The sequence below is a fragment of the Haloarcula regularis genome (genome assembly GCF_029338315.1).
In the GTDB taxonomy this organism is placed as follows: Archaea; Halobacteriota; Halobacteria; order Halobacteriales; family Haloarculaceae; genus Haloarcula; species Haloarcula regularis.
Window position 1 is genome coordinate 2,568,637 of sequence record NZ_CP119794.1, and the last position, 24,799, is coordinate 2,593,435.

Sequence of the window (24,799 nt, forward strand, 5' to 3'; positions counted from 1 at the left end):
GGTGTTGAAAGAGGGGTGGGGGTGGGGGTGGTGGCACCCAAAGTGGGTGCACTCTGAGTTTCGACGGTGATACGTATCAATCTTGCGGCCCGCAGTATCGTATTCACCTCCCTCATCTGAATATCAACCGTGAGAACGACGCTCCGGCGCCGTGGTGCTCCGGCCGGCGACAACATCTATGTAGGCACCCGTCCTACGTCGTGACGTGACGACGACCGCGCCCGACGACGCCGTCGAGGTGCCCGCCATCCGTCAGGCCCGGCGGGCGGACCTGCTCGAGATCCACCGCCTCGAGCAGTCCGCGTTCCCCCAGCCCTGGCCGTTCTCCGCGCTCGAGAGCTATCTGGGCGAACCCGGATTCCTGGTCGCCGAGACGGACGACGAGGTCCTGCCGGCGGTCGCGGGGTACGTCATCGCCGACACGGTCCCCAACCACGGCACGCCGCTGGGGCACGTCAAGGACCTCGCGGTTCGCCCCGAGTGCCGCCGGCAAGGGGTGGCGACGGCGCTCCTGTCCCGCGCCATCGCGGTCCTCTCTGCGGCCGGCGCCGGGTCGGTCAAGCTCGAGGTCCGGGCCGACAATCACGGCGCTCGCCGGCTCTACCGGCAGTTCGACTTCGAACACCGCAAGACCATCCCGAACTACTACAGCAACGGGAACGACGCGCTCGTGATGGTCCGCCTGCTCTGAGCGTCATCGCGGACCAGGCCAGATTTAGGTCTCCGGCCCCAGGGATACGACACGATGGGGTACGCGTGTCCAGTGTGTGACCAGCCACAGGCCGACGCCGAGCACCTCGCGAACCACCTCGCCTTCACCGCGCTGACGGGCGGTGACGACCACGAGGCGTGGCTCGAAGAGCACGTCCCCGACTGGGGTCAGCTGGGCGAGGCCGGCCTCGCCGACGTCGTCGTCGACTACGCCAGCGAGGCCGACTACCCACAGGTGTTCGAGGACACGACCGGCGGGCACGAGGGCCACGGGCACGGTGCCGAGCACGGCCACGACCAGCGCTCGCTCTCGGACGCCGACCGCGACGTCCTCGCGGAGGCCCGTGACCTGACCGAGGCGATGCTCCGTGACGACGAGGGGACAGACAGTGGACGGCCGGCCGACGGAGCCACGGACGACCGGTCCGGAGACGAAACCGAATAGTCCCGCGAGGTCCTAGCCGCGCCTATGGAGACAGAGGGGCAGTTCTCGCCGACGACGGCCGAGGCGGCGCGCGACCGCTACGAGGCGCTCGGTCCGACCGCACAGGTCGTGGTCAAGGAAGTCGCGAAGGCCATGGGACTCGACGCTGACGAGTACCGCCAGCGGGTCACCGGCGAGGTGGTCGAGACCGCGCGTGACGTCCTCTTCGCGGAGTCGCTCGCGGTGACCGTCGGCACGCGCGCGGAGTTCGAGGACTGGCGGGCCGACGCCGACCTCGAGGTGACCGTCGTCGGCGCCCAGAACGTCGACAACGTGGCCTGGCACGCCGCGCCCTTCGCCGGGCGGGCCGTCGCCGCGACCTTCCAGGGCGAGCGCCGCGCGGCCGTCGGGACGCTCCGGCGTCAGGCCTTCGGTCGCATCTACGACGGGGTCGTCTGATGCGCCGGGTCACGCGCGACCTCCTGGTCGGCCTCGCGGTGGTGCTCGTCCTCCTGCTGGCGCTGGGCGGTCCCGAGCCTGCTCAAGTCCGGCGACCCCTTCTACGTCGTCGCGACGCCCGCCGACGACCAGGCCGCAAACGTGACCGCGGTAAACAGCACCGCCGTCGACGCCCAGATCTACCCGTTCACGACGGCGGCGCTGTCGAACGCGACGGCCGGTGAGGCGGGCCGGTCGGGGCCCTACTGGCGGGGCCCGGTCGGACTCAAGGGCGCGTTCACCCACTCGCCGTTCGACGAACACGCCGCCCTCAGCCAGCAGTACCCCGCCGCGACCGACGGCGAGCAGGTCCGGGTCCGGCACAACGGCACGCTTTACCACGTCGCGGTCACACAGTCGGTATGAGCCGCGACCCGCCCCACGAGTGGCCCGTGGTCGAGTCCGAGGCAGAGTACGAGACCGGCTGGTACACCGGCGGCTACGACCGCGTCCGCCAGCCCGACGGCTCGGAGAAAGACTACTACTGGGCCGAACTGCCCGACGCCGTCGTCGTGGTCGCGACGACCGGCGACGAACTGGTCATGGTCGACCAGTTCCGCCCGACCATCCGCGAGCAGTGCCTGGAACTCCCCGCCGGCATCGTCGAGGACGGGGAGTCCTACACGACCGCCGGCGCGCGCGAGCTCCGCGAGGAGACCGGCTTCGACCCTGCGGGCGTCTCCCTGCTCGAGGACTTCTACTGCTCGACCGGCGTGTTGCGTCATCGCCGTGGCATCGTCTTCGCCGAGGGCCTCGAACCGGTCGAGACGAACCTGGACAGCAACGAGTTCCTCGAGGTGACGACGGTCCCCGTCGAGGACGCGCTCGAGGTCGCCCGGCGCGAACCCGCCAACGACGCCACCATCGAGGGGGTCCTGCTGGCGCGCGCCGAGGGCCTCCTGTGACCGACCGCCCGCCCTGGACGACCGACGACCCCGAGTGGCCGGTCCACGAGACGGCCGTCACCTGGACCACCCCCTTCTTCGAGGCCGGCCACGACGTCGTCGAGCGCCCGTCGGGCGAGCACGCCGACTACTACTGGCTCGACCCCGCCGACGCCGCGACGGTCGTCGCCGTCGTCGACGGCGACCTCCTCTTCGTCGAGCAGTACCGCCCCCGACACCGCACCCGCACGCTGGAACTGCCGACCGGCGGCGTCGAACCCGACGAGTCCCCACGCGTGGCTGCCCGTCGCGAACTCGAAGAGGAGACCGGCTACCGCGCCGGGACGCTGACCCACGTCGAGTCCTACGTCCCGTCGGGGTGGCTCCGGTACTACCGCCACGTCTTCGTCGCGACGGACCTCACGCCCGGCGACCCCGACCCGGAGGACGGCGAGGACATCGAGACCGTCACCGCGCCCGTCGACGCGGCGCTGTCCCGGGCGCGGGCCGACGGACCGCCCATGGAGAACGCCCTGACCCCGCTCTTGCTCGCCCGGGCCGACGGGCTGGTGTAGTCCGAAGACCGTTTAGGTATCGACCGCTATCGACGCCACATGGACGGTGAAATCGGCCTCGATGAATTGAAGACGCTCCTCGCTCGAGACGGCGTCCGCGTGGTCGACATCCGCTCGCCGGCCGCCTTCGCACGCGGCCACATCCCCGGCAGCGAGAACGTGCCCTTTCCCACGCTCGTCGGCGACGTGGAACGGTTCGCAGGCACAGACCACGTCGTGACCGTCTGTCCGCACGGCGAGTCGAGCGTCCAGGCCGCCCGCCTCATCGCTTCCTACGAAGGCTTCGACGGTGACGTCGAGAGCTTCGCTCCCGGCCTCGATGGGTGGGACGGCCCGCTCGAGACGGCCGACGCGAGTGCGGGCGACGAGGGACCAGAAGCGCCGTTCTGAGCGAACCGACGGGGCTGTCGCTCAGTGCTGCATCGAGGTGGCTCGGTCGAATCCGCTCTCATCACACGGGGCTGAGCGAGGCTACCCAGATATCTAGTACTAGGTTCTATCGACGCTTCGGAGAGGTGGTGGCTCAGGGAAAGCTATCTTCACAAAGGGCTCTGCGGGGGTAACATCTCGTCATCGCCACCACTGACGAGTACCCTGCCGATGGTGAAAAACTCGTTCATCGAACGATTGTGTGAACTGCACTCCCGGCTTCTGCGAGGTCGGCCTGCCCTGTTCAGCGATCTGGGTTCGTACCGTTCGAGCTGTCGCTTCGTGTTCCCGGATGTCTGGTACGTCGCTGCCCTCGTCGCGACGCTGGGGAGCCTCGACAATCATGGGGAACGTAGATCGGTGACAATGGTTCCCTCGCTACGCACGGCTGGCCCTCACTCGACCAGTCGATGACCACGGTAGCGGCTAGTAGTATAGCCCGCCTCCGGCAGCGGTATCGACAGATGTAGTGGAATCGTTTCAGTTGGGTGGTACCCAACACCGGTGTATGAGTCACCTGCTCCCACAGAAACCACTCGTTGATCGCCCGGATCCGGATTCCCGGGTCGTCACCCTCGACGACGAGGACGCCGACGAAGTATTTTCCACGCTCGGATCAGACATCAGCCGGGCCGTGCTGGCAGAACTGTATCGAGACCCGGCGACGCAATCGGAACTTGCTGAACGGGTCGACACCTCCATCCAGAACGTCGGCTATCACGTCGAGAACCTTCTCGAGGCGAACCTCATAACCGTCGTCGAGCAGTGGTACTCGAAAAAAGGCGTCGAGATGGACGTCTTCGCTCCGGCTGGGGCCCCGCTGGTCCTCGTCGCCGGCGGTCACGAACGGACCGTCACCGTCGAGACCAACACGACTTCTCCCACGGTAGGCAGGCTGGCGAACGGTGACGACTGACGCCGCGTCTGGTGGTGAACGAGCAGGACGCTAGCACCCCGCCCCACGACCCCCCGAACACTGCAACCGTTATCAGTCACCAGCGGCCGATGGCCGCGACCCGGTCGAGGAGTGGCCTCCACCGGCGCCGCTAAACGTCACCGTGAGTCCGTCAACGGTCATCTCCAGGGCAAGCGATTCGAAGTTCGTTTCGAACACGGTCCGGTGATTACCATTGCCATCGTACTGCATCTCCGTCTCGACGAGTCCTGCCTCCTTGAGGGAATTCAACCGTCGGTACACCGTCGCCCGGGAGGCGCCACACTCGACAGCGATCTCACGCGCGGGCTTGGCCTCTGTACTGATCATCTCCAGGATATCCTGTGCGTATGCTGCGTTGAGTCGCGTGAGAATCTCTCTCGACGGGAGCGTGTCCGTGCCCCCCTCTGCGTCCTCGGTAGCTGTCGTGTGGGTGGCTGACATTTTCTGCTCTGCGTAAGGCTGTATCACGACAGCATCCCAAACCTACTGTCAACTGACGTTGTCTCGCCAGGGACCCCCTGGCTAGTAGTATTGTGTCGTGGCTCTGTGACACGGGCTACGGATCGCCGTCACTGCCACTACCCGGTGTTGCGGTCGGTGAAACACGGCGTGGGGACTTAGATGCGAGGCGAACCGATCGGAAAGCTGTATGCGGATTCGTCGGCCCTCCGAACCGCGTCGCCACCTCACACGCTACCTAGCCCCATCGATCCCCAGCAGCGCAAGTCACCGCTACTGTCCGAGTCGGCGAGGGAGTCCAGCGAGATGACCGCCGGCCAGTGTCCGGACTCGGCGGCTCCCCCCGCAACTGACGAGGGAGCCGAGCCAGCTACCACGCGGGAGACACACACTACCGACAGCGTCTCGTGGCAGAACTGGTTACTGGAAACCGACGCCAGCGACCCCCGTCGCGATAGACAGGTACTCGTCGTGGGAGATACCGTCGTCGGGCTCACACTCACCAGCTTGCTCCATCGGCAGGGCTACGATCCACTCCTCGTGTGCCAGTCCGGTGGCGCTATCGAGTCGCGAGCGACGTTCCTCTCTCTGCCGGCGTGTCGGGTCCTGGATACGCTCGCGATCGACACAGCCTCGTCCGATCACGGAGTTCCGGTCCAGCGTGTCTCGTTCACACAGGCCAGCGCCTCGGCGGAACCGTCGTCTGTCAGTTCGGTGTCCAGCAGTCGAGGCGATCCAGGCGCAGTCGTCGTGGATACGCCGTGGCTCACAGACGCCCTCGAAGCGACGCTTCCGGATCGACAGCGCAGCACGGATCGCGCTCTCGCCGCGCTCTCGGCACGAGACGATGGGCTGGAAGTCGCGTTCGAGGATGGCATCACGGAGTGGTTCGACGTGCTCGTCGATGCCACTCCCGACGGCGTGGCGCATCGTCTGGCGCGCACCGAGACGTCAGACCCAGCGACGCTGGCACAGTACGAGGCGGTGGTCGACACGCAGACAGTCGACTCGCCGCAGGTTCGGGAGGTCTGGTATTCGAACGCCGTCGCACAACGGCTCCCCGTCGCTGGCGGCGCGGACACGCTCGTCCGTCTCACGATCCCTCGGACACCAGTTGCTTCGACCTCGCCCGGCGACGTCTTCCACGCCCTGACCGACGAGGGTGTCCCCGGGACCCGGATCGACCTCCCCCCAGCGGATGAGTGGGAGTCAACGAGGGTTCGACAGTGCGTCGACTGTGGCGACAGCGACCGGATACGGTGGGGAACCGATCGGGTAGTGGCCTGTGGCACAGCGGCCTATCCGACGGTGCCAGCGACCGGGTTTTCGCCCTGGTTCGGCATCGAGAGTGGGCTCGGATTTCTCTCCGAACTGATGCGCGAGGCCCGCCCGGTGTCGGACGTGATCGATGCGTACACGCGCCAGCGCTCCCAGCGGCTCGGCGCGCTTCGACGGACAGTCCGCGAAACGAGGGGAGACCACGCCTACCCGGCCCTGGAATCGGCCCCGACGGTACTGGAGCGGGTCGCTGAACTCCGACAACTGGCGCTGGGCTCGTTCCTCGATAGTCGGCTCCGGGCGATCCAGTCGGACGGAGCCAGCCCCGCTGATCAGTCCCGGTAGTCAGTCTCCATCGCCAAATAGCAGTTCGAACGTCTGTTGCTCTGCGAGACGGAGGTGTTTGTTGAACGTCGGCTGTGTGATATCCAGCCGAGTCGCGACCTCGCTCCCGTCGTGTTCACGGGGCCACTCGAAGTACCCCGCGGAGAGTGCCGTTCGGACCACCTCGAGTTGCCGGTCGGTGAGCGCGGTTCGGACCTGCTCGCTCAGCTCGGACGGTGTCCGGTCCCGGCGCTGGTGCTGACGCTGGGCGGTGAGTGCAAGCGACGGGGCAACGTCCCGAATCCGTTCGACAAACGAGCGGACATCCGCTTCTCGCGGGACCTCGACGAGGATGGTCGTCTCGTCCGGATCTGCGACAGCCTCCCGGAGAATACCCCCGTACTCGGCGATCGGGGAGCCAAACCAGTCAGTCGCATGCGCCTCGACCAGGGTCGATTCCGACCCGTCAGTGACGACGTCGACTGTCCCGGGGAGGCGCTGTTCGGCGATCTCGACCACGTCGGTCGGTCCATCGCCTTCGAAACTGAAATACAGGCTCGTGGTTCCCTCCTGTCCAGCAGCGGTCCGTTCGAGCCTGACACGACAGTCCGCTTCGGTCGCCGCCTGCGCGAACGGGAGCCCTTCGCCCTCACCGCGGAACTCAAGTTCGACGGTCTCGTCGGACTCGAGGGCTCGGCGGCGCTCGATCGCCGCCAGCGCGTTTGCGATGCTGGTGCCAAGCTGGGAGAGGACGTCCCGTTCGCGCTCGCCGAACTCGTTGGGTGACTCGGCGCCCACAGTCAACACGCCACGCGTGATGTCGTCGTATGTCAGCGGGACCGCACAGAGGGACTGGTACCCCTCGGAGAGACCGATCCGCCGCCAGTCGTCTGCTGGCCCGTCGGCGACGAGCGAGTCCACTACCTGCAGTTGGTCGCTCGTCCAGGCCTCGACTGCGGGGTGTGGATCCACAGTCTCACCCGCCGTCGTCAGATCCATTGAGTCAACGTGTTGGGCCGTCGTCCCGACGACAGCGCGAGGTACGAGACGGTCGGATCCGGCGTCGACGCCGCCGATCCACGCCAGATCGTACGGGCCCGTATCGACGAGGCGTTCACAGACTGCCTGTTCAACGTCGGCACTGCTCGAGGCTTCGGTGATCGCGGCCTCGACCCGCTGTGTGAGGCGAGCGATGCGGTCCAGCAGCTCCGCTCGCTCTGTCTGTGTCCGCAGTTCCGCCTCTCGAGCGGCGAGCCGTCGCTTGCCTTCGAGATGATTGAGTGCTGCCTCAAGCGTCGCGGCGAGCACGTGGGCGGCCTGCACCGACTCCGCACCTAACGATCCGTCGCGAGTGCCCACGAGGAGGGTACCGTGGCTCCCCAGCGAGAGCGCGCGCCATGCCGAGAGATCCGCCAGTCCTGTCGTGGATCCGGAGTCGGCTTGTTCACTGTGAGCGCCCGGTCTCTGTTCGCCCCCGTCGGATGTGACGCTCGTGCCGGCCGCGAATCCCTCCCAGAGTGGGCTCGAACCGGGACCGATGGGCTCGTTCGCCATGTCTGACGGGAGGTGACCAGCCAGCACCTCCGGTCTGAGGACTCCCTCATCGTCGTCGTACAGGAAGGCCCCGACCGCAGGGAGATTGAGGGTCTCGGCAGCCGCCTCGACAGCGATCCGCGTCGCCTCTTCGGGTGTGTTCGCCGTGGCGAGGTCATCGGTCGCGTCGTCGAACGAGGCGATACGGCGCTCTCGCCGTTTCCGCTCGGTGACGTCCCGGCTGACGATTACGAGCCGCGTCTGGCCATCGTCCCACTCAGTCGGATAGTAGTCCGACTTGACCCAGCGGGTCGCGCCATCGTGTCGACTGATTCGGTACTCCCTGGAGTAGCTCTCGGTCGCCGTTCCCGCTCGAACATCCGCGACGATGTCCTCGACGAACTGCCGGTAGGCGTCTGCGTCCTGCGGATGGAGCGTGCTGAAGAATCCCTCGTCGTACGCCTCGATGAGCTCCTCGAGAGACTGTCCCCAGATATCCTCGTATCCGGAACTCACGTAATCGGGGGCCCGTGATCCGGAGGTGATCGCCTCGGCACGCGTGATGAGGATCGCTTCGTCGATCCGATCGAGGACTGCACGGAGTCTTCGTTCGCTACGGCGTCGATCCGTGACGTCCCGGTTGAGCGAGACGTACCGCTGTTCCCCACTGAGTTCGATACTCGTCCCTTTCACCTCCAGCCAGCGGATCTCCCCGTCGCTGGTCTCGACGGCCCACTCCGTCTGTCTGGGCCCGTCGGAATCGAGGACCGTCTCGACGAACTCCCTCGCGCGGTCGATCGTATAGCCCCGGTCGGCCGCGCTGAATCCAGCGACTCCCATCTCCAGTATCTCCTCGCGGTCGTAGCCCAGCATGTCACAGAACGTCTCGTTGACGTCGACGAGTTCTGCCGTTTCAGGATCGTGGACCGTGATCGAATCGGTGACACCGTCGAAGATCTGTTCGTACTCGCGCTCGCGGCGCTTGCGTTCGGTGATGTCGTGCAGAAGTGCGACAATGCGTTGCTCGCCCGCGATCTCGCCCAGCTCGTGTCTGGCTCGGACCCATACTGTCTCACCGTCGGCCGTCTCGAGGGCCCATTCGAATTCCTGTCCGCCTTCACGGGCGGACTCCTGGATCAGTCGTCTGGCTTCCACAGCAGTGGCTCCCTCGTCCGTGGCCTGGAACTCCGATAACGGTCGCTCGATGAACGCATCACGATCGTAGCCCAACAGGTCGGCGACCTGTCGGTTGGCGGTGACCACGTCACCGCTCTCCGGGTCGTGGACGACGATTCCGTCGCCGGCCATCTCGAAGATCTGTTCGTACTCGCGCTCGCGGCGCTTTCGCTCGGTGATGTCCGTGACGCGGCCGACGACGCGGTCGACGTCGCCACGCTCGTTCCGGATCGGGAATCGGGTGACTGCGACCCACCGCGTCTCACCGTCCCGGTCGATGCGATACTGGCCTTCGTACGTGTCCTGTGGCTCGCCGGCAGCCACATCGTCGATCAGTCGCTGGACGTCGGCCTCGTATCTCGCCCGGTCGTCCGGGTGAGCGACGTCGATGAACGATGTCGGCTCCTCGTAGAGCTCCTCGACAGGCCGTCCGTAGATCTCCTCGTACGCCGGGTTGATGTACAGCATCTCGGAGAAGTCGGCCGTCGTGAGATAGACGATCTCGTCGATATGTTCGGCGATGAGACGGAATCGACGCTCACTTTCGCGGCGTTCCTGAGCCTGTTTGACTCGATCGAGTGCCGTCGTCGCGTGTCGGGCGAGAATCCGCGCGGCATCGAGCGTGACTGCGTCGATGTGCCTGGGTTCCGGTGCTGCTGCCGTGACGAGACCGTGACCGTCGAGGGGGATCAGCGCTGTCTCCGGGGCTTGCTCGTTCCCGGGGCCCGTATCAGGTTCGATCACGCGTAGCGCTTCCTCCTGATACGCATCGTACGGAACCGAACCAGGCTCGATCACGTCGGACCCGTCAACTCCTGCTGTGAGACCACGCTCCGAACCGCTACGCACGACGGGAGTCAGTTCCGGGCCGTCGTCCGTCTCACGCCAGCAGGTCGGCGCTGTCAGGTCGAGCACGTCCCTGACGGCATCCGTGACGGCTTCGCACACGGCCTGTGCCGTCTCGGCAGTCTGGACGGCTTCGGTCGACTCGTGGAGGGAGCGGACCATTCGCTCGCGCCGCTTTCGTTCCGTGACATCGGTGTACCAGACGTACGCATCGGCGACGCCGCTCTCGCCCTGGCCAGCGTCGAAGTGAATTACGTTGAAGAGAAACTCGCGGATTCCACTCGCCGTCTGCCGTGGTGCGGTCGCGTTGACACGGTCACCGCTCGCTGCTTGCCGTCGGAAGCGGTCGAAGTCGTCGTGTTCGTCCTCCGGAACGAGCATCTCGGCCACAGTCGCCCCGACGACCTCTTGGGCAGCGTACCCGAAGACCGCCTCGAATGCGGGGTTGACCTCCTTGATGATCGGCTCGTCGTCCCCGTCGAACCGAACCCGGACGACTGGGTCGGGGTTGTTCTCGAACAGTATCGATCGGCGGTCCCGTTCCTGTTCGAGCCGTCGCTCGTACTCGGTACGCGCGGTCACATCCCGTGACAGGGCGAGGACACGGTCCTCTCCCGCGATGGTGGCCGGCGCCAGATTCGTCTCTAACCGTCGCTGTGCCCCGGCAGCAGTTTCGATCGTCCACTCGACGGTCTCGGCTTCTCCGGTCGCCGCGACACGTTGCTGGCGTTCGTAGGGTGTTCCCGACCCGAAGCCGGCATCGGACACGCTGAGTCCGGTGATACCCATCTCCAGCAGCGTCGCGCGGCTGTATCCCGTCAGCTCGGTCATCGTCTGATTGACGTCGACGATCCGTTCGTTCCAGGGGTCGTGGACGGAGATGACGTCGTTGACGTTGTCGAATACCTGGCGGTACTTCCGTTCCTCTCGGCGGCGTTCGGTGATGTCCACCGACGTCGTTAGCACTACTTCACGGCCACCGACGTGGACTGTCCGCAGGCGCGCTTCTGTCCACCGGACCCCACCCTCGGCTGTCTGGAGTGGCCATTCGATCTCGAGTTCCCCGTCCTGTTGTGTCACACTCGATACGACCTGCGTTATCCACTCGTGGTCGTATCCGGGGAGATCAGCAGTGAACTCGCCGAGCCGCATCGACTCTACTTCGGCCCGATCGTGGCCAAGTAGTTCACAGAGTGTCTCGTTTGCGTGGAGCATCTCGCCCGAGTCCGGATCGTGGAGAATGGCGACGCCCCGACGTTATCGTATATCTCACGTGCGCTCGTCTGTGCGTGTTCTCGTTCGACGGTTGTCCGAAGGCGCTCTCCCAGTACGCTCGGGGCTGTCTCGGCCAGTCCGCGCGGAAGCCACGCTGTCGCACCGACCGACAGTACGTCCCCGACGGACTCCTCGTCGTCACGCTCCCCCAGGACGACGACCGGTGTGGTCGGCTGTTCAGTCGTCCATCGCTGCACGATGTCGACGATATCGTCCTCTCCCGGGCCGCTGCTTACGAGCAGGCAATCGGTCTCTGTGGCTGTGTCTCCGTGGGTCTCTCCTGTGGGGCTCGTTTCGAGTGAGAGCCCAGCCCCCTGTTCCAGTGCCGACCGAAGCTCGCTGTCCGGATCTGCCCCCACAAGCAGGAACGAAAACGAGCGAGAGCCACCTGCAAACATAGATACTAGCTGACACTCGAACCCCGTAAATTGATGGTACGGAGTCACCACGGCGTCCAGACGCCGCAGCACCGCAAGGAGTGGTGCGTTCGCGCAACGTACCCCAGCGAGTCGTGCCGGCGAAGCGTCGATAGCTGACGAGTAGCGGGGCTACACCCCAGGTGGCGAGTACTGTCGGCATCGCCCGGATTCGACGCGTAGCGTCGTCGCTGTGACGCCGTCGATCGCCCCGGCGTCACTGCTGATCTGGCTATCGGCTCCCAGCGGGCTGAGCGGTCCAACGATGTCAACCGAGGTTCCGCCGACAGCGTGCTCTCACTGCATTTCGGAAACGTCTATGAGCACCTCGACGTCGGCAGTGATCCACGCAGTTGTCGTGTCGGCTTCAGGGCGATCCGGAACCACGGTGGCTCGGTTGGATTCGGGGTCCAGACCCACATCGAGCTGTGACGGCGCTGGATCCGCCTCGGGTCGCTGGAATTTTTCGTCGACCGGGGCAACCGTTCTCTCTCGGACATCGAAGTCGGTCATATCTAGCCCAACGGGTGGCGGGATAGTAATACGGGGAGCAGCGTTTCGGGAACTGAGACGGCCGTCCCTCTGGTTGTCCCGCCGACACAACCCCCCAGTGTTTCAGCGTCAGAGACACGCTGGGGGGCTTGATTACACCCCGGCAAGTACGTGCAGGTAGCCGCCGGTCGGAGGCGGTCACCGAAAAGTATCCGACATGCTCGCCCCCCCATCATCCCCTGGTGGCAGCCGAGCGGGCGGTCAATTGCCCCTTGACAGACCCCACTCGGCTGTCTCGTGCCCTTCCCTTCCCCCTCAGTAACGTACTTGAACGTGATGTAGACGACGATTATCCCGCCAGTAATTGGGGGCGGTCCGACTGACCACTTCTGTGTCTGGGTGTCGATCCGGGACGGTTCAGGGTCTACCTACAGCACCGGCGGGCTCCAGTTTCCCGTACTAAACCTGATTTATTGTAATTTGCCTGAGATATATCCCCTGGCGGGGTGTGGCCACTCATATGTCTTCGACGGAAACCGCGAACGAGCGGCCTACGATAACCCAGTTCACCGACCCGATGTGCACGTGGTGCTGGGGGTCGGAACCGATCATGCGCCGTCTCCGGACCGTACTCGGCGACCAGATAGAGCTCAGATACGTCATGGGCGGCCTGGTAGAAGACTTCGACGAGTTCTACGACGCTGCCAACGACATCACAGAACCTAGTGATGTTGGCCCACACTGGGAGGAAGCATCTCGACATCACGGAATGCCGGTCGATACGCAGATCTTCGAAACTGATCCGGCACAGTCGACGTATCCCGCAAGCGAGGCCTTCACCGCTGCACGCCTACAGGATACCGAACTGGCACATCGATATCTGCGCCGCCTTCGTGAGGTGTACGCTACACAGGTCCGTAACGTCAACCACCGGGAAGAACAGGTGACGATTGCGGAGTCGGTCGGCCTCGATATCGATGAATTCACTGCGGCACTGGACGACGGAACTGCTCGGGCAGCACTCGAGAGGGATCTCTCTCGAACCCGACAGGCGGGAGTTCGGGCGTTCCCGACGTACCACATCGACGGGCCGGTCGGTGACGAGCAGGCAGCGGGCTACCAGTCGTTTGCGGAACTGGTGGCCGCCCTGATGGCAGTTGATCCTACCGTGGAGCTGTCATCACCCCCACCGATGCGGCAATTCATCGCCGACTACGGGCCGGTTGCGACGCGGGAGATTGCAGAAGTGTACGAACTCGACGACGGAAAAGCACGACAGGTACTGGAATCGCTCGGTGACGATGGGGTGGTACGTCGCGAAGCCCGTGGCAACGGTTTCTTCTGGCATTCGACCGTCGGAGGTGGCCGCTGATGGGACTGCTCCACGACGGCGAGTGGGACCCTGATGCCACGCGAGACCAGTATACTCACGACACCTTCGACGACCACATCGAGAATGCCGAAGATGCCACCTATCCCGCGGAAGCGGGCCGGTACCACCTTTACCTCTCACGGGCGTGTCCGTGGGCGCACAGGACGGCGCTCACCCGACGTCTGCTCGGCCTGGAAGACGCTATCTCCGTTGACGTCGTTGACCCTGTCCGCCACGACCAGGGGTGGGAATTCTCCCCGGAGAAGACAAATTGCACCCTGGATTCGGTGCACGGCCACGACACGCTCTACGGGGTCTATCAAGAGGTAGCCCCCGACTACACTGGCCGAGTGACCGTTCCCATCCTCTACGACCGGGGCACCGACACTATCGTCCACGAGGAGTCAGCAGCGATTGCCCGGATGCTCGCCACCGAATTCGGCGATTACGCGTCGAAACCAAGAGATCTCTACCCTGAGTTCCTCCGAGAGCAAATCGATGACGCTATCGAGGACATCCACACCTCGATCAACAGTAGTGTCTATCGGGCCGGGTTCGCCGACTCGCAGGCTGCATACGAAACGGCCGTGCAGGAACTCTTCGATGCGATGTCTCGATGGGACGACACACTCTCTACCCGCCGATACGTCGTCGGTGATGCGCTCACCCTTGCAGACGTGTTCCTCTTTCCGACGCTGTATCGGTTCGACGCTGTCTACCACACCCACTTCAAGTGCAACGTCCGTCGCCTCCCTGACTTCGACCACCTTTGGGCCTACGCCCGAGATCTCTACCAGACGGCTGGGGTCCCAAAGACCTGCAACATGAACCACGTCAAAGCACACTACTATCGGAGTCACGACGACATCAATCCAACCGGATTTGTCCCGGTAGGACCCGAACAGGACTGGGCAACCCCGCATGAACGAGACGAGTTGTCCGATGAATCCACTGTAATCGACGAGGCAAACACATGACTGATCTCCTCAACCCTGGCCTCGAAGGTATCGCTGTTGCGGAGACGCGTCTGAGTCAAATCAACGGTAAACAGGGAACGCTGGCCATTCATGGGTTCCCAATCGATGAACTCGCCAGTAATGCACGCTACGAGGAAACGGTCTTCCTCCTGCTGAATGGCCGGCTGCCGACATCCACGGAATATTCCGATTTCCGGGCTGCGCTGTCGTCACACCGCCAGATTAGCGAGGACGTTCGGGCTGTTCTCCAGCGTGCAGCCCGAGAGGGGAAGCCAGCAATGGATGCCCTCCGGATGGGCGTCGCCGCAGCAAACCTGGGCGTTGCAGAGCAAGGCCCAGCTGAGGAGGTCCATCGGGTGATTGCAGTTTTCCCCACGATCGTAGCGACCTACTGGCGATACCGCGAGGGGACAGAACCGGTCACCCCCCGCGACGACCTGGGACACGCGGCGAACTACCTCTACATGCTCACCGGCGAGGAGCCATCAGAAGCCGAAGTCGCTGCGCTCGAAACCTACCTGAATACTGTCGCCGACCACGGATTGAATGCGTCCACGTTCAGCGCACGCGTCGTCGTCTCTACAGAATCGGATCTCGTCTCTGCGGCGACGGCTGCGGTCGGGACGCTCAAAGGTCCCCTCCACGGGGGCGCACCCGGCCCGGTTCTGGAAATGCTTCGGGAAGTGCACGAGACTGGCGATGCAGCAGGGTACGTCCGTGAAACGCTGGACGCTGGAGAGCGCCTGATGGGCTTCGGCCACCGTGTGTATCGCGCACGTGACCCGAGAGCAGGTGTACTAGAATCAGCTGCGAAGCGCTTCTACACTGAGGGCGGCGACGCCGACTTCTTCGAAGCTGCTCAAGAGTTCGAGGAGATCGCCACTGGCCTGTTAGCGGAACACACGCCTGATCGGCGGCTGGAGACCAACGTCGAATTCTACACGGCAATCCTACTTGACGGCCTCGGTATCCCGAAAGACCTCTTCACGACCACGTTCGCTATCTCTCGGGTCGGTGGCTGGATGGCTCACGCACTCGAACAGTTAGATGACAATCGACTGATCCGGCCTGCCTCTCACTACATCGGTGACACACAGCGGTCGTGGATACCAATCGAAGAACGGTAACAAGGTGAAGCCTGAATATGCCACAAATGGACGCGGAATCAGCTGGTACTTCGTCGTCTGGAGAGGAGGATACGTCAGCCGAAAGCGAGAACGAACGGCTCGTGTTTTCCCGTGACGGTATCCGAGCTGGCTTCGTCACGTGCGTTCCGGTTGCCCTCGGAGTCGGTGCCTATGGCCTCGTATTTGGTGTTCTTGCGCGTGAAGCTGGCCTGAGTCTCCTCACTGCCGTGGTAATGAGTGCGACCGTGTTGGCAGGAGCAGCACAACTCATCGCAGTCGAACTTTGGGACTGGCCGATTCCTGCCGTCGCGATAATTGGAACAACGTTGGTAGTCAATCTCCGGTACCTACTGATGGGTGCGTCTTTGCGCCCGTGGTTTACACGGCTCTCATCTCGAAAGGCGTATATCAGCCTCTTTTTCATGGCAGACGAGAACTGGGCACTCACGATTCAGGATCTCCGTGCTGGCAACGGGCGCGGAGCATTTCTTCTCGGGAGTGGACTGGCGATCTGGGTCTTCTGGGTCGTCGCCACAGCCATCGGCGCGGTCGCTGGTGGCCGAATCGGTAATCCGGAGACCTACGGTCTGGGGTTCGTCCTACCGGCGATCTTTCTGGCATTACTGGTTAGCTTTTGGGAGGGTCGAGAGTCCCTCGTCTCATGGATTGTGGCTGCCGTCGTTGCCGTCGGCGTGGAAGCAGTTCTGCCTGGCCCGTGGTATATCTTGGCGGGGGGACTCGCTGCGAGTCTTACCGGGGTGATGTGCGATGTTCGGTGACGCGTCGCTGACCGCGCTCGTAGTTGTGGTCGGGATGAGTATCGTCACGTACGCGACAAAGGCCGGAGGGTTCTGGGCATTAGACCGAGTTGAGCCGTCAGACACGGTCCGCGACGGCCTCGACGCGCTCCCCGGCGGCATCCTCGTTGCGATTCTGGCCGTTCGATTGTTGGAGGGTGGCCCGAGTGAGTGGGTGGCCGGAATCGCCGTGCTCGTCGTCGCTCACCGGACGGAGAGCGTCCTGCTCGCGATGGTCGTCGGTATCGGCACGCTCCTCATCGTCCGCCGTCGTGGTGCCGTCATCGTGTAGTGGCACCTCTCCTGGAACTCTTCTACGGTATCGACGGGACATCAACAGCAGTCACCACGTATTTGGTTCGCTCGTGTGCTTTGGCGGCGCTCGCATCCGGTCCGATCAGGCCGAACGTACGAGCCTCCGGGTCCGGGCTGCCGTCGCCGGGTTTGCTGGCAGTCCCCGAGGGGTCGCGAGTCCCAAGGCCAGTTCTTCCGGCGACTGCCTCGGTTCTCGGTCCCACGACTACACGGTGACCGGCCCGGGGACAGTACCAAATCTCTCATGAACCACGAATGCGGGGGACGTGGCCGCGCCCCTCTCGTCAGTCCCGGGATTGCACTGGGCGTACTCGGCGAGGAGATCCGGCTATCTGGTCGTCGGCACGCCCGAAGAACTCCGTTACCAGCAGCGGTTACGGAGTCGTCTCACTCGTCTTCGAGGCCGTCTCTGTCTCGAAACTGCCCGTGATTTAGCACGGGAAACCTGGTTTAGTGTAACTTGCCTGAGGTATATTCCTCGAACGATCGTCCCACCATCTGCAACGATGTCAGCAACCGACATTCGAACCGCGACGGTCGGTACCGTACGGACGAACAGTCTCCCACGTGTCTCCAGTACGGGAGGTGGTGTCTGATGGTGTTCTCCTCGGCACTGGCTGGGACAGCGTTCCTCGGAAGTCGAGTACTGTTCACACTCGTCATCAGTTACCTCGCGTTGGGTAACTTGCTCGACCTCGAATCCTCGGTCGGGTACGCGAAAAGCAAGGGAGCACCGCTGGCGTCGGTCAGCGTCCCCCTGGGAAGCTTCGGCCTGATTGCTGGCGCACTCGCAGTCCTCACCGGAATCTTCCCCGCTGTCGGCGCACTGGCAGTGATCGCCTTCCTCGTCCCCATCACGGTCATCATGCACGACTTCTGGACCATGGACGGACAGGACCGACAGAACGAACAGATTCACTTTCTGAAAAACGTCGGTCTGATCGGGAGCGCACTGGTCTTCCTCGCGCTCTCGACGGTCGCCTGGCCGCTTGCAGTCGGGATCGGACTCTGATAATCCATGGGAATACCCGAGACGTCATCGAGTACTGAGCGATCAGCAGCTGTTCCATGGCGTTCGCCAGTCTTGGTCGCCATCCTCGCAGCCACACTGATGACGCCCATGGACGTGCCGCTGATCAGTTCGGCACTCCCCGAAATCCAGTCCGTATTTGGCGTCTCCGAGTCTCGCGCTGGCCTGTTCATCACACTGTACGCCCTCCCTGGGATACTGCTTGCTCCGGTCATCGGCGCGCTCGCCGACCGCATCGGTCGGCGGTATGTTCTCTCAGGTTCCCTTGCCATCTTCGGACTCGCTGGTACCGTCATCGCATTCACGAACGACTTCACAGTCGCGCTCGGCTTGCGTGTCTTTCAGGGGTTTGCCGCCGGGAGTATCCTCGCTGCACTTGCGATGACCGCGGTCGGCGACCGATACTCCGGCCGCCAACACGACTCCGTCATGGGCGTCACGTCGGCGATGCTCTCTCTCGGGACCGCAGCCTATCCCGTGATTGGAGGCTATCTCGCAGCTCGCGCCTGGAACGCACCGTTCCTCATGTATGCGTTCACGCTGCCGGTTGCGGGATTGGTGCTATTCGCGTTCGACGAGCGCGAGACTCCACCGAGTGGTACTGATCGGGGCTACATCCGTGAGGCTCTTACTCTCATTCCGACTCGTCGAGCTCTCACCCTGTACGGCATCATGTTCGTCTCCTTTACCCTCCTCTTCGGTGGGCTATACACCGCCCTGCCCTTCTACCTCGCTGATGCGTTCGGCTTTCCCCCCACAACGGTGGGGCTCGTTACTAGCACTGTCTTACTGGTTACAGCTGCCGTCTCAACACAGAACGGAAAGCTGGCTGCAGGAGCTTCGACGACGACTCTGCTCACCGCCGGCTTTGCCCTGTACGCACTCGGCTTTCTCGGCGTCGCCCTCGCAGACACGCCCCCGCTGCTAATCGGCGGACTGCTCGTGTTCGGTGCTGGGAGTGGTCTTGTCACCCCCACGCTCTTTGCCAGGATTAGTGTCTTAGCTCCAGACGAGGTTCGGGGCGGCGTGATGAGTCTCCAGACAACGACTATCGGGATCAGTCAAGCTGTTGGCCCGGCACTGTTCACACTTCTCGGCGGCGCAATCGGCTACCAGAGCACGCTCCTCTCCGGGAGTGTTGGAGCCACCCTAGCAGCTGTGGTACTGAGTGTCCTCACAGTCGACTTCTGACAGCACTCCATATTTATACTGGACTGTGAGGAGTCAACACATATGGCAAGTGAGCAGTCTGACAGAACTCAGGTCGCAACTGACGCTGAATCGGCGTTTATGACCCTGAGCCACGATCTCCGATTGGAGATTCTGCTCGCACTGTGGGATGCACCAGGGTTTTCGTTATCTTTCTCCGAACTTCGGAAAACAGTGGGTGAACGTGACTCGGGCAGTTTCACCTACCATCTCTCGGAGCTACAGGATCAGTTCGTCGCGAAGACCGACGAGGGCTACGAACTGCAGTACCCCGGCCACCGCGTTCTCGATGCGATTCAGAGTGGAGTCTTTCATGATCAGGTCACGGTCGGGCCGGTCGAGTTAGACGATGACTGCCGGGAGTGCGGGGAGCAACTGACCTTCGAATACGACACCGATTACATCGCCCGGATTCGTTGTCCTGTGTGCGGGAATCGGGCGCTAGAGTGGCCGTTCGATCCCGGTGGAACCGCTGGCCGCGACAGCGACGCCATCGTTGCGGCGTTCGACAGGCGGACGAAACTCATCTGGTCGTGTGCCCTCGACGGCATCTGTCCGTTCTGCGCCGGTCACGTCGACCGCGAACTGACCAGCCGCGTCCACGAGCAGGGAGCATGCGTCGATGTTATCGAGCAGCTCGATCGATACGACGAGTACTTCGCCCGCGACCATCCTGCGGTCGTGGCGGTCGACTGCGAGCGATGTAGCTTCTACAGCTTCATTCCGGTCGGCGTCGTCCTCCTGACACGGCCGGCAGTCACGGGCCAGCTTCATGCTGCAGATATCGACGCCCGAGAGACACCGCTGTGGGACCTCGGATTTGTCGTTGACGCCGGTGCCGTCACGGTCCAGCAAACGGACCCCATGCGTGTCGAAGTCTCGATGCCAGATGCGACGGACTCGCTGGCATTCATCGTTGAGGAGTCGTTCGCAGTCACCACCAAGGAGTGACGAGTAGTATAATTTGAATTACTGAAATGCGTTCCACCGAGCGCTTAACTGGGTTGGGGGTGTCCAATTTGGTAAGGAATGGACGTACCCGGTACCAAACATATCGTCGCACTGTCTGGTGTACTGAAAACCGCAATCGATTACTGCGGGTTCGACGAGTTCGAGGGCACGACTGTCGGCCACCCGGTCGTCGCCGGCGGATGGTTCCCGACGCCCGCGCTGGAACACCTTCGGTCGGTTGCCCGCACGCTCAACGCCTGGGTGCTCCCCCATCAGGTCGCAATCCCCGATGCGCACCGCACCTTCGAAGCCGGAGAACTGACCGACGAAACGCTGGTCGAACGAGTTGAGACGCTCGGAACTGACCTCGTCGCTTACGCGGGCGTCGAATCGTACCTCGAAACCACTCCTGCCTGTACTGGCCTCACGGCCGATTGACCATGTCTGCTGAAACCGAATCCCGGCAGCACGAGATCGAGAAACAGAACGCATCGGCGTGTCCGGTCGTCCGGGCCATCGACCAAATCGGGACCCCCTGGCGAATGAACGTCATCTACGCCCTCAGAGAGGGTGAGAAACGGTTCAACGAGCTCAAGCGAGCGACCGGCGCCCGCTCGAAGACCCTCTCCGATGCACTCGACGAACTGGTGGACCACGACATCGTGGCTCGACGAATGGAGGAAGACGCTCCGGTTGCGGTATACTACGGTCTCACAGCAAAGGGGACGGATCTCCTTGACGTGTTAGCAGACCTGGATGCGTGGGCCCGGGGTTGGGGCGAAGAAGTCCCCGAAGGACCGGATTCCCGTCTCCACGAGACCTGAAACAGATTCTTCCGATGGTACGGTGGCAACCATTGGGGCCCATCAATACCTCCGCGGAGGCGGATTGGACGTGTCGATGTCTCGCATCGGAACGTTTCGCTTTATCCGTCCGATTGGACGACTCAACGCTGTTGGAACCGCTGCCCGGTACCCGATTCCGCCACAGAACCGTTCCGATTCCTTGGTGGGGCGCTGCTACGTTCGATGACGGTCAGAACTGGTCGGCCTCTCGACGACGGCGAACCGACCGACGACCATGCACTTGCCTCGGTGTCTGACGGGCTCGCGACGCGATTACTTCGAGAGGGCCCGTGTCCGTTAGGCCTGCATCTCGACGTCGCCGAAGCCATCCAGCGGTTGGGCACCGACCAGCAGCGGGATACACACCTCCCGTCGTTGGCTACGTACGACACTGTCGGGATTCCCGGGGTGCGTAAAGAGGGTGCCGGGAGTGACAGGGCGGGGATGGAGACCACCACCGAAAGAGGGGGTGGCGAGTGGGATCTGAACGGACACAGGCAGTGGCTCACCAACTTCCGCCAGGCCGATTCCGGCCTCACGTACGCGAACACTGGTCCCGAGCAAAAGCGCGCCCACGACAGCACCGCCTTCCACGTCCCAACCGGCGAGTTCGAGGTCGGGTCTGGGATTCGCTCGGCGCTCGTTCCGCGAGGTCTCCAAGAGCAACGCTCAGAAGTGCGGGTCCCGAATCACACGGCCCGGCGCTGACAAACGTCCTGTTCGACCGGTAGTCGTCGGTTCGATCCAGGTGCGGTTCCCGTCGGTTCGAGTTCGTCTCGCAGTTGGCCCGTCTATCGGCATCCACTCAGCACGACTTTATTGTGGGATTCAAACAACATTGGGGCTACCATGCGGTGCGATCTGTGGTCTCGCTCGGAGTACGAGGCCGCCCCTCAGTGCTGGTGCCCGTGGGGGTCGGCGGGGAAGTCCTGTTCGCCGGCTTCGATTCGGACGTCGAGCCAGTTCTCGACGGGAATCAGCGGGCACTCGTAGGCGTGGTTGTAGGCACAGGTCGGATTGTACGCGGCGTTGAAGTCGAGTTCCCACTCGCCGTCGACCAGGTGCTCGTCCGGGACGAGGTCGAGATACCGACCGGCCTCGTAGGTTTCCTCGCCGTTCGTCTCGTCGCGGAAGGGCACCCAGAACCGCTCGGCGTCGCTGTCGGGCCGGTAGGCCTGTAGCGTGTACTCGGTCCCGTCTATCTCGAACCGGAACGCTCCCCACCGACGGTACGTCTGCTCGCCGTCCGCGGTCGTCTCGACGGTGATTCGTTCCTTCCGGTCGTGTTCCTCCAGCGGGCGGGAGAACCGGTACGCCGGGTCGGGATCGAAGTACGCGAGTCCCGGGAAGTCCGCGCCGCGCAGCTCCTGTGGCAGCGGCGACCGCGGCGATTCCCTGAAATACTCCGCCTTGGTTTCGCGCTCTCGCTCGATCCGGGCGGCCCAGTCGGCCGGCACGTCTGTTGTGGGCATGTGTCTGTTTAATATTGTGTCTACTGAACAATAGCATTTTCGAACACGGGCTTTGCTATCGCCCGCCCCGGCGACGACCAGGTGGCCACGAGGGCTCTGCCGCGTTTTCTCGCCGTCTCTCTGGTTCGTCTCGTCGAATATCTCCGTATGAGTGACTGCCCGTTCGATATTCACTTTTCCGTGTGATCTATGCATAGAATTGAGAATACACTAATACTAATCCTTATTTATATTCAGAAATATGAATTATATAACTATATAGCGTAGGATGAAAATTTATAACGTGTTTCTGAAACTGTCTGGTGAAAATACAGGATTTTAACACCGGGTTCCGGAACATCTCCCCTCAAAATTCGCTTTCGAGGGCTCTGGTGAATCACTAGACGGCGTCGGAATCGACCGTCAGAACTAGGGAGTTGAAGCGGGAAATCGGCGATAGTTCATGTCGAAGATCTCCCGCTTCACGAGCAAAGCGGTCACGTTGGCTAAAAATGCTGTTGGTGGGCGAGGTCGCCCGCGTTGCGGCGGGCGACCTCGCCAGCCTCGCCGCCGACAAGGGCTACGACTGGATGGATTTACGCGAAAAACTCCGTGAAGAGAACGTGAGACCGCTGATCAAGCATCGGATCTTCCGGCCCATCGACCACGCGCATAACGCGCGGGTCGATGGGCCTCGATACCGCCAACGATCGATGTGTGAGACCGTCTTCTCCACGATTAAGCGCACGCTCGGCGACGCCGTACGTGCGCGAGCGTGGTTCCGCGAGTTTCGAGAGATCGTCTTGAAATGTGTCGTTCACAACATCAAGCGAGCCGTCACACCGTGAAATCAACCGCTGTATGGTGATTCACCAGAGTCCTTTCGAGCGAGACCTATGAGCGACTATCGGCCGCGTTTATATCGTTATGTTCGCACAGACGTTCTTGGGCTGGGTGTAGTGCTTGACGGCATCGACGCTCTTCTCGCGTCCGATGCCACTCTGTTTGAACCCGCCGAACGGCGTCTCGATACCCTCCGCGAACCACTGGTTGATGTAGATGCCACCCGCCTGCACGTCGCGCGCGAACCGGTGTGCCCGGCCGATGTCGCTGGTGAAGATGCCCGCCGTCAGGCCGTACTGGGTGTCGTTTGCGAGTTCGATGGCTTCCGCCTCGGAGCTGAAGCGAATCACCGGCAGTATCGGGCCGAATATCTCTTCCTGGGCCAGCCGCGTACTGTTCTCGACCTCGGTGAATATCGTCGGTCCGACGAAATACCCGTCGCGGTCGAGCGTGGACCCGCCGTACGCCGGTTCGCCGTTCTCCTCCCGCCCGACCTCGAGGTAGCTCCGGACTTTCTCGTACTGCGATTCGTTGATCATCGGCCCCATGTCCGGGTCGTCGATGCCCGGGCCGATATCGAGGGCCTTCACCCGGTCGACGAGCCGGTCGGTGAACTCCTCGTAGATGTCCTCGTGGACCAGCAGACGCGAGCCCGCCGAACAGCACTGGCCGCTCACGATGGTAAAGAGTGCGGCCACGGCGTTGTCGAGCGCGTGGTCCATGTCGATGTCGGGGAAGACGACGTTCGGCCCTTTGCCGCCCACTCGAGGTTGACGGGGGTGATGTTCTCGGCGGCGAGCTTCGCGACCTTTCGGCCCGTCTCGGTAGACCCGGTGAAGGTGACGTTGTCGACGTCCCGGTGGCCGGCGAGCGGTGCGCCGACCTCGCCGCCGTAGCCGGTGACCACGTTGAACACGCCGGCCGGCAGGTCGGTCTCGTTGGCGATTTCGGCGAAGCGCAGGGTCCCGATCGACGTCTCCTCACCGGGTTTTACGACCACCGTGTTCCCCGTCGCCATCGCTGCGGCCACGCTCTGGGCCATCAGCTGCAGGGGGAAGTTCCACGGGACGATGTGGGCCGTCACGCCGTAGGGCTCCCGGTAGGTGAAGTCAGCGTACTCCTGGCCCCTTGGTATCTGCTTGCCGTGGACCTTGTCCGCGATGCCCGCGAAGTACTCCACCGACTCGATGGCCGTCTCGGCCTCCGCCCGCGCCTCGGATATCGGTTTCCCGTTCTCGAGCGTGGTGAGCTGGGCCAGTTCCTCGACGTGGTCTCTGAGCGCGTCGGCGATCTGCCGGAGAATCCGACCGCGCTCTCGGGGCAGCGTCTCTCTCCACCCCTGCTGGACGTCGCGGGCGACGTCTACGGCGTGGTCGACGTCGGCTTCGTTCCCGCGAGCGATCTCGGCGATTCCGTCCTCCGTCGCCGGGTTGAGAGTCGTGAACGTGTCTCCGCTCTCCGGAGGCACGCCCTCGCCGGCTATCACGTGGTCGTACGACGCACGCAGGTCTAGCGCACTGAAGTCCTGCATGGTCGACACTGTGGGACAATCGATTATAAATGTTGAGGTCTGCCACGGGCGGGCACGGAGACGGTGGACCGGACGCCGTTTCGGTTCCGGACGT

At 63.2% G+C, this 24,799-nt stretch carries 26 protein-coding genes and 2 pseudogenes; 22 read left to right on the plus strand and 6 right to left on the minus strand.

Annotated features, from left to right (window positions below):
• The first annotated feature begins 205 nt into the window (after positions 1–205).
• From rimI to P1N55_RS13880, 8 genes and pseudogenes are all read left to right on the plus strand, one after another.
• Positions 206–691 (plus strand): ribosomal protein S18-alanine N-acetyltransferase, encoded by a 486-nt coding sequence (gene rimI, locus P1N55_RS13845; protein ID WP_276276123.1) that lies wholly within the window; start codon positions 206–208, stop codon positions 689–691.
• A 54-nt stretch (positions 692–745) separates the two neighbouring features.
• The gene (locus P1N55_RS13850) at positions 746–1,156 is read left to right on the plus strand and encodes a DUF5810 domain-containing protein (protein WP_276276124.1); all 411 of its coding nucleotides are present in this window, start codon (positions 746–748) and stop codon (positions 1,154–1,156) included.
• Between the two features lie 24 nt (positions 1,157–1,180).
• Entirely contained in the window at positions 1,181–1,594 is a 414-nt protein-coding gene (locus tag P1N55_RS13855) for a DUF5809 family protein (protein ID WP_276276125.1), read from the plus strand.
• Positions 1,594–1,999 (plus strand): annotated as a pseudogene (locus P1N55_RS13860) (hypothetical protein). Before P1N55_RS13855 ends, P1N55_RS13860 begins: the two are co-directional and overlap by 1 nt.
• Positions 1,996–2,538, plus strand: coding sequence for an NUDIX hydrolase (locus P1N55_RS13865; protein ID WP_276276127.1), 543 nt, complete (start codon positions 1,996–1,998; stop codon positions 2,536–2,538). Before P1N55_RS13860 ends, P1N55_RS13865 begins: the two are co-directional and overlap by 4 nt.
• Positions 2,535–3,092 carry an NUDIX hydrolase gene (locus tag P1N55_RS13870; RefSeq protein WP_276276128.1) on the plus strand — a complete coding sequence of 186 codons (558 nt, stop codon included), beginning with the start codon at positions 2,535–2,537 and terminating at the stop codon, positions 3,090–3,092. The genes P1N55_RS13865 and P1N55_RS13870 overlap by 4 nt, the downstream gene beginning before the upstream one ends.
• Positions 3,093–3,131: 39 nt before the next feature.
• Positions 3,132–3,482: a rhodanese-like domain-containing protein gene (locus tag P1N55_RS13875; RefSeq protein ID WP_276276129.1), complete on the plus strand. Its 351-nt coding sequence runs from the start codon at positions 3,132–3,134 to the stop codon at positions 3,480–3,482.
• A 547-nt stretch (positions 3,483–4,029) separates the two neighbouring features.
• The gene (locus P1N55_RS13880) at positions 4,030–4,437 is read left to right on the plus strand and encodes an ArsR/SmtB family transcription factor (RefSeq protein ID WP_276276130.1); all 408 of its coding nucleotides are present in this window, start codon (positions 4,030–4,032) and stop codon (positions 4,435–4,437) included.
• 72 nt (positions 4,438–4,509) lie between these two features.
• Here P1N55_RS13880 and P1N55_RS13885 read toward each other — a convergent pair whose 3' ends face one another.
• Entirely contained in the window at positions 4,510–4,926 is a 417-nt protein-coding gene (locus P1N55_RS13885; protein ID WP_276276131.1) for an ArsR/SmtB family transcription factor, read from the minus strand.
• Between the two features lie 411 nt (positions 4,927–5,337).
• Positions 5,338–5,847 (minus strand): hypothetical protein, encoded by a 510-nt coding sequence (locus tag P1N55_RS13890; RefSeq protein WP_276276132.1) that lies wholly within the window; start codon positions 5,845–5,847, stop codon positions 5,338–5,340.
• Between P1N55_RS13890 and P1N55_RS13895 the strand changes: the two genes are divergently transcribed.
• On the plus strand, positions 5,812–6,540 hold the full coding sequence (locus tag P1N55_RS13895) for a hypothetical protein (protein ID WP_276276133.1): 729 nt from the start codon (positions 5,812–5,814) through the stop codon (positions 6,538–6,540). The genes P1N55_RS13890 and P1N55_RS13895 overlap by 36 nt on opposite strands.
• On the opposite strand, the gene P1N55_RS13900 is transcribed toward P1N55_RS13895, so the two are convergent.
• Complete coding sequence (locus P1N55_RS13900; RefSeq protein ID WP_276278737.1) at positions 6,541–11,316, minus strand: PAS domain S-box protein; 4,776 nt, start codon at positions 11,314–11,316, stop codon at positions 6,541–6,543. It abuts the gene before it with no gap.
• Between the two features lie 47 nt (positions 11,317–11,363).
• Here P1N55_RS13900 and P1N55_RS13905 point away from each other — a divergent pair, with 47 nt between their 5' ends.
• A complete protein-coding gene (locus tag P1N55_RS13905) occupies positions 11,364–11,651 on the plus strand; it encodes a hypothetical protein (RefSeq protein ID WP_276276134.1) in 288 nt (95 codons plus the stop codon).
• A gap of 411 nt (positions 11,652–12,062) precedes the next feature.
• Here the strand turns inward: P1N55_RS13905 and P1N55_RS13910 are convergent, their stop codons facing one another.
• Entirely contained in the window at positions 12,063–12,278 is a 216-nt protein-coding gene (locus P1N55_RS13910) for a DUF7511 domain-containing protein (RefSeq protein WP_276276135.1), read from the minus strand.
• 499 nt (positions 12,279–12,777) lie between these two features.
• Here P1N55_RS13910 and P1N55_RS13915 point away from each other — a divergent pair, with 499 nt between their 5' ends.
• From P1N55_RS13915 to P1N55_RS13965, 11 genes are all read left to right on the plus strand, one after another.
• Positions 12,778–13,629 carry a DsbA family oxidoreductase gene (locus P1N55_RS13915; RefSeq protein WP_276276136.1) on the plus strand — a complete coding sequence of 284 codons (852 nt, stop codon included), beginning with the start codon at positions 12,778–12,780 and terminating at the stop codon, positions 13,627–13,629.
• Positions 13,629–14,606: a glutathione S-transferase family protein gene (locus tag P1N55_RS13920; protein WP_276276137.1), complete on the plus strand. Its 978-nt coding sequence runs from the start codon at positions 13,629–13,631 to the stop codon at positions 14,604–14,606. The genes P1N55_RS13915 and P1N55_RS13920 overlap by 1 nt, the downstream gene beginning before the upstream one ends.
• Complete coding sequence (locus tag P1N55_RS13925) at positions 14,603–15,733, plus strand: citrate synthase/methylcitrate synthase (protein WP_276276138.1); 1,131 nt, start codon at positions 14,603–14,605, stop codon at positions 15,731–15,733. Before P1N55_RS13920 ends, P1N55_RS13925 begins: the two co-directional genes overlap by 4 nt.
• A gap of 26 nt (positions 15,734–15,759) precedes the next feature.
• A complete protein-coding gene (locus P1N55_RS13930; RefSeq protein ID WP_276276139.1) occupies positions 15,760–16,512 on the plus strand; it encodes an AzlC family ABC transporter permease in 753 nt (250 codons plus the stop codon).
• Positions 16,502–16,822, plus strand: a complete 321-nt coding sequence (locus P1N55_RS13935) for an AzlD family protein (protein ID WP_276276140.1) — start codon at positions 16,502–16,504, stop codon at positions 16,820–16,822. The genes P1N55_RS13930 and P1N55_RS13935 overlap by 11 nt, the downstream gene beginning before the upstream one ends.
• A gap of 618 nt (positions 16,823–17,440) precedes the next feature.
• Positions 17,441–17,857: a DoxX family protein gene (locus P1N55_RS13940; protein ID WP_276276141.1), complete on the plus strand. Its 417-nt coding sequence runs from the start codon at positions 17,441–17,443 to the stop codon at positions 17,855–17,857.
• Between the two features lie 6 nt (positions 17,858–17,863).
• Positions 17,864–19,066: an MFS transporter gene (locus tag P1N55_RS13945; RefSeq protein ID WP_276276142.1), complete on the plus strand. Its 1,203-nt coding sequence runs from the start codon at positions 17,864–17,866 to the stop codon at positions 19,064–19,066.
• Between the two features lie 42 nt (positions 19,067–19,108).
• Positions 19,109–20,035 (plus strand): winged helix-turn-helix domain-containing protein, encoded by a 927-nt coding sequence (locus P1N55_RS13950; RefSeq protein WP_276276143.1) that lies wholly within the window; start codon positions 19,109–19,111, stop codon positions 20,033–20,035.
• A 78-nt stretch (positions 20,036–20,113) separates the two neighbouring features.
• Positions 20,114–20,473: an NADPH-dependent FMN reductase gene (locus tag P1N55_RS13955; RefSeq protein WP_276276144.1), complete on the plus strand. Its 360-nt coding sequence runs from the start codon at positions 20,114–20,116 to the stop codon at positions 20,471–20,473.
• 2 nt (positions 20,474–20,475) lie between these two features.
• Positions 20,476–20,859 carry a winged helix-turn-helix transcriptional regulator gene (locus P1N55_RS13960; protein WP_276276145.1) on the plus strand — a complete coding sequence of 128 codons (384 nt, stop codon included), beginning with the start codon at positions 20,476–20,478 and terminating at the stop codon, positions 20,857–20,859.
• A 204-nt stretch (positions 20,860–21,063) separates the two neighbouring features.
• Positions 21,064–21,588: an acyl-CoA dehydrogenase family protein gene (locus P1N55_RS13965; protein WP_276276146.1), complete on the plus strand. Its 525-nt coding sequence runs from the start codon at positions 21,064–21,066 to the stop codon at positions 21,586–21,588.
• Between the two features lie 185 nt (positions 21,589–21,773).
• On the opposite strand, the gene P1N55_RS13970 is transcribed toward P1N55_RS13965, so the two are convergent.
• Complete coding sequence (locus P1N55_RS13970; RefSeq protein WP_276276147.1) at positions 21,774–22,352, minus strand: DUF1684 domain-containing protein; 579 nt, start codon at positions 22,350–22,352, stop codon at positions 21,774–21,776.
• 416 nt (positions 22,353–22,768) lie between these two features.
• Between P1N55_RS13970 and P1N55_RS13975 the strand changes: the two genes are divergently transcribed.
• On the plus strand, positions 22,769–23,179 hold the full coding sequence (locus P1N55_RS13975) for a transposase (RefSeq protein ID WP_346429978.1): 411 nt from the start codon (positions 22,769–22,771) through the stop codon (positions 23,177–23,179).
• Between the two features lie 69 nt (positions 23,180–23,248).
• Here P1N55_RS13975 and P1N55_RS20000 read toward each other — a convergent pair.
• A pseudogene (locus tag P1N55_RS20000) lies at positions 23,249–24,705 on the minus strand (aldehyde dehydrogenase family protein).
• Positions 24,706–24,799: the final 94 nt, after the last annotated feature.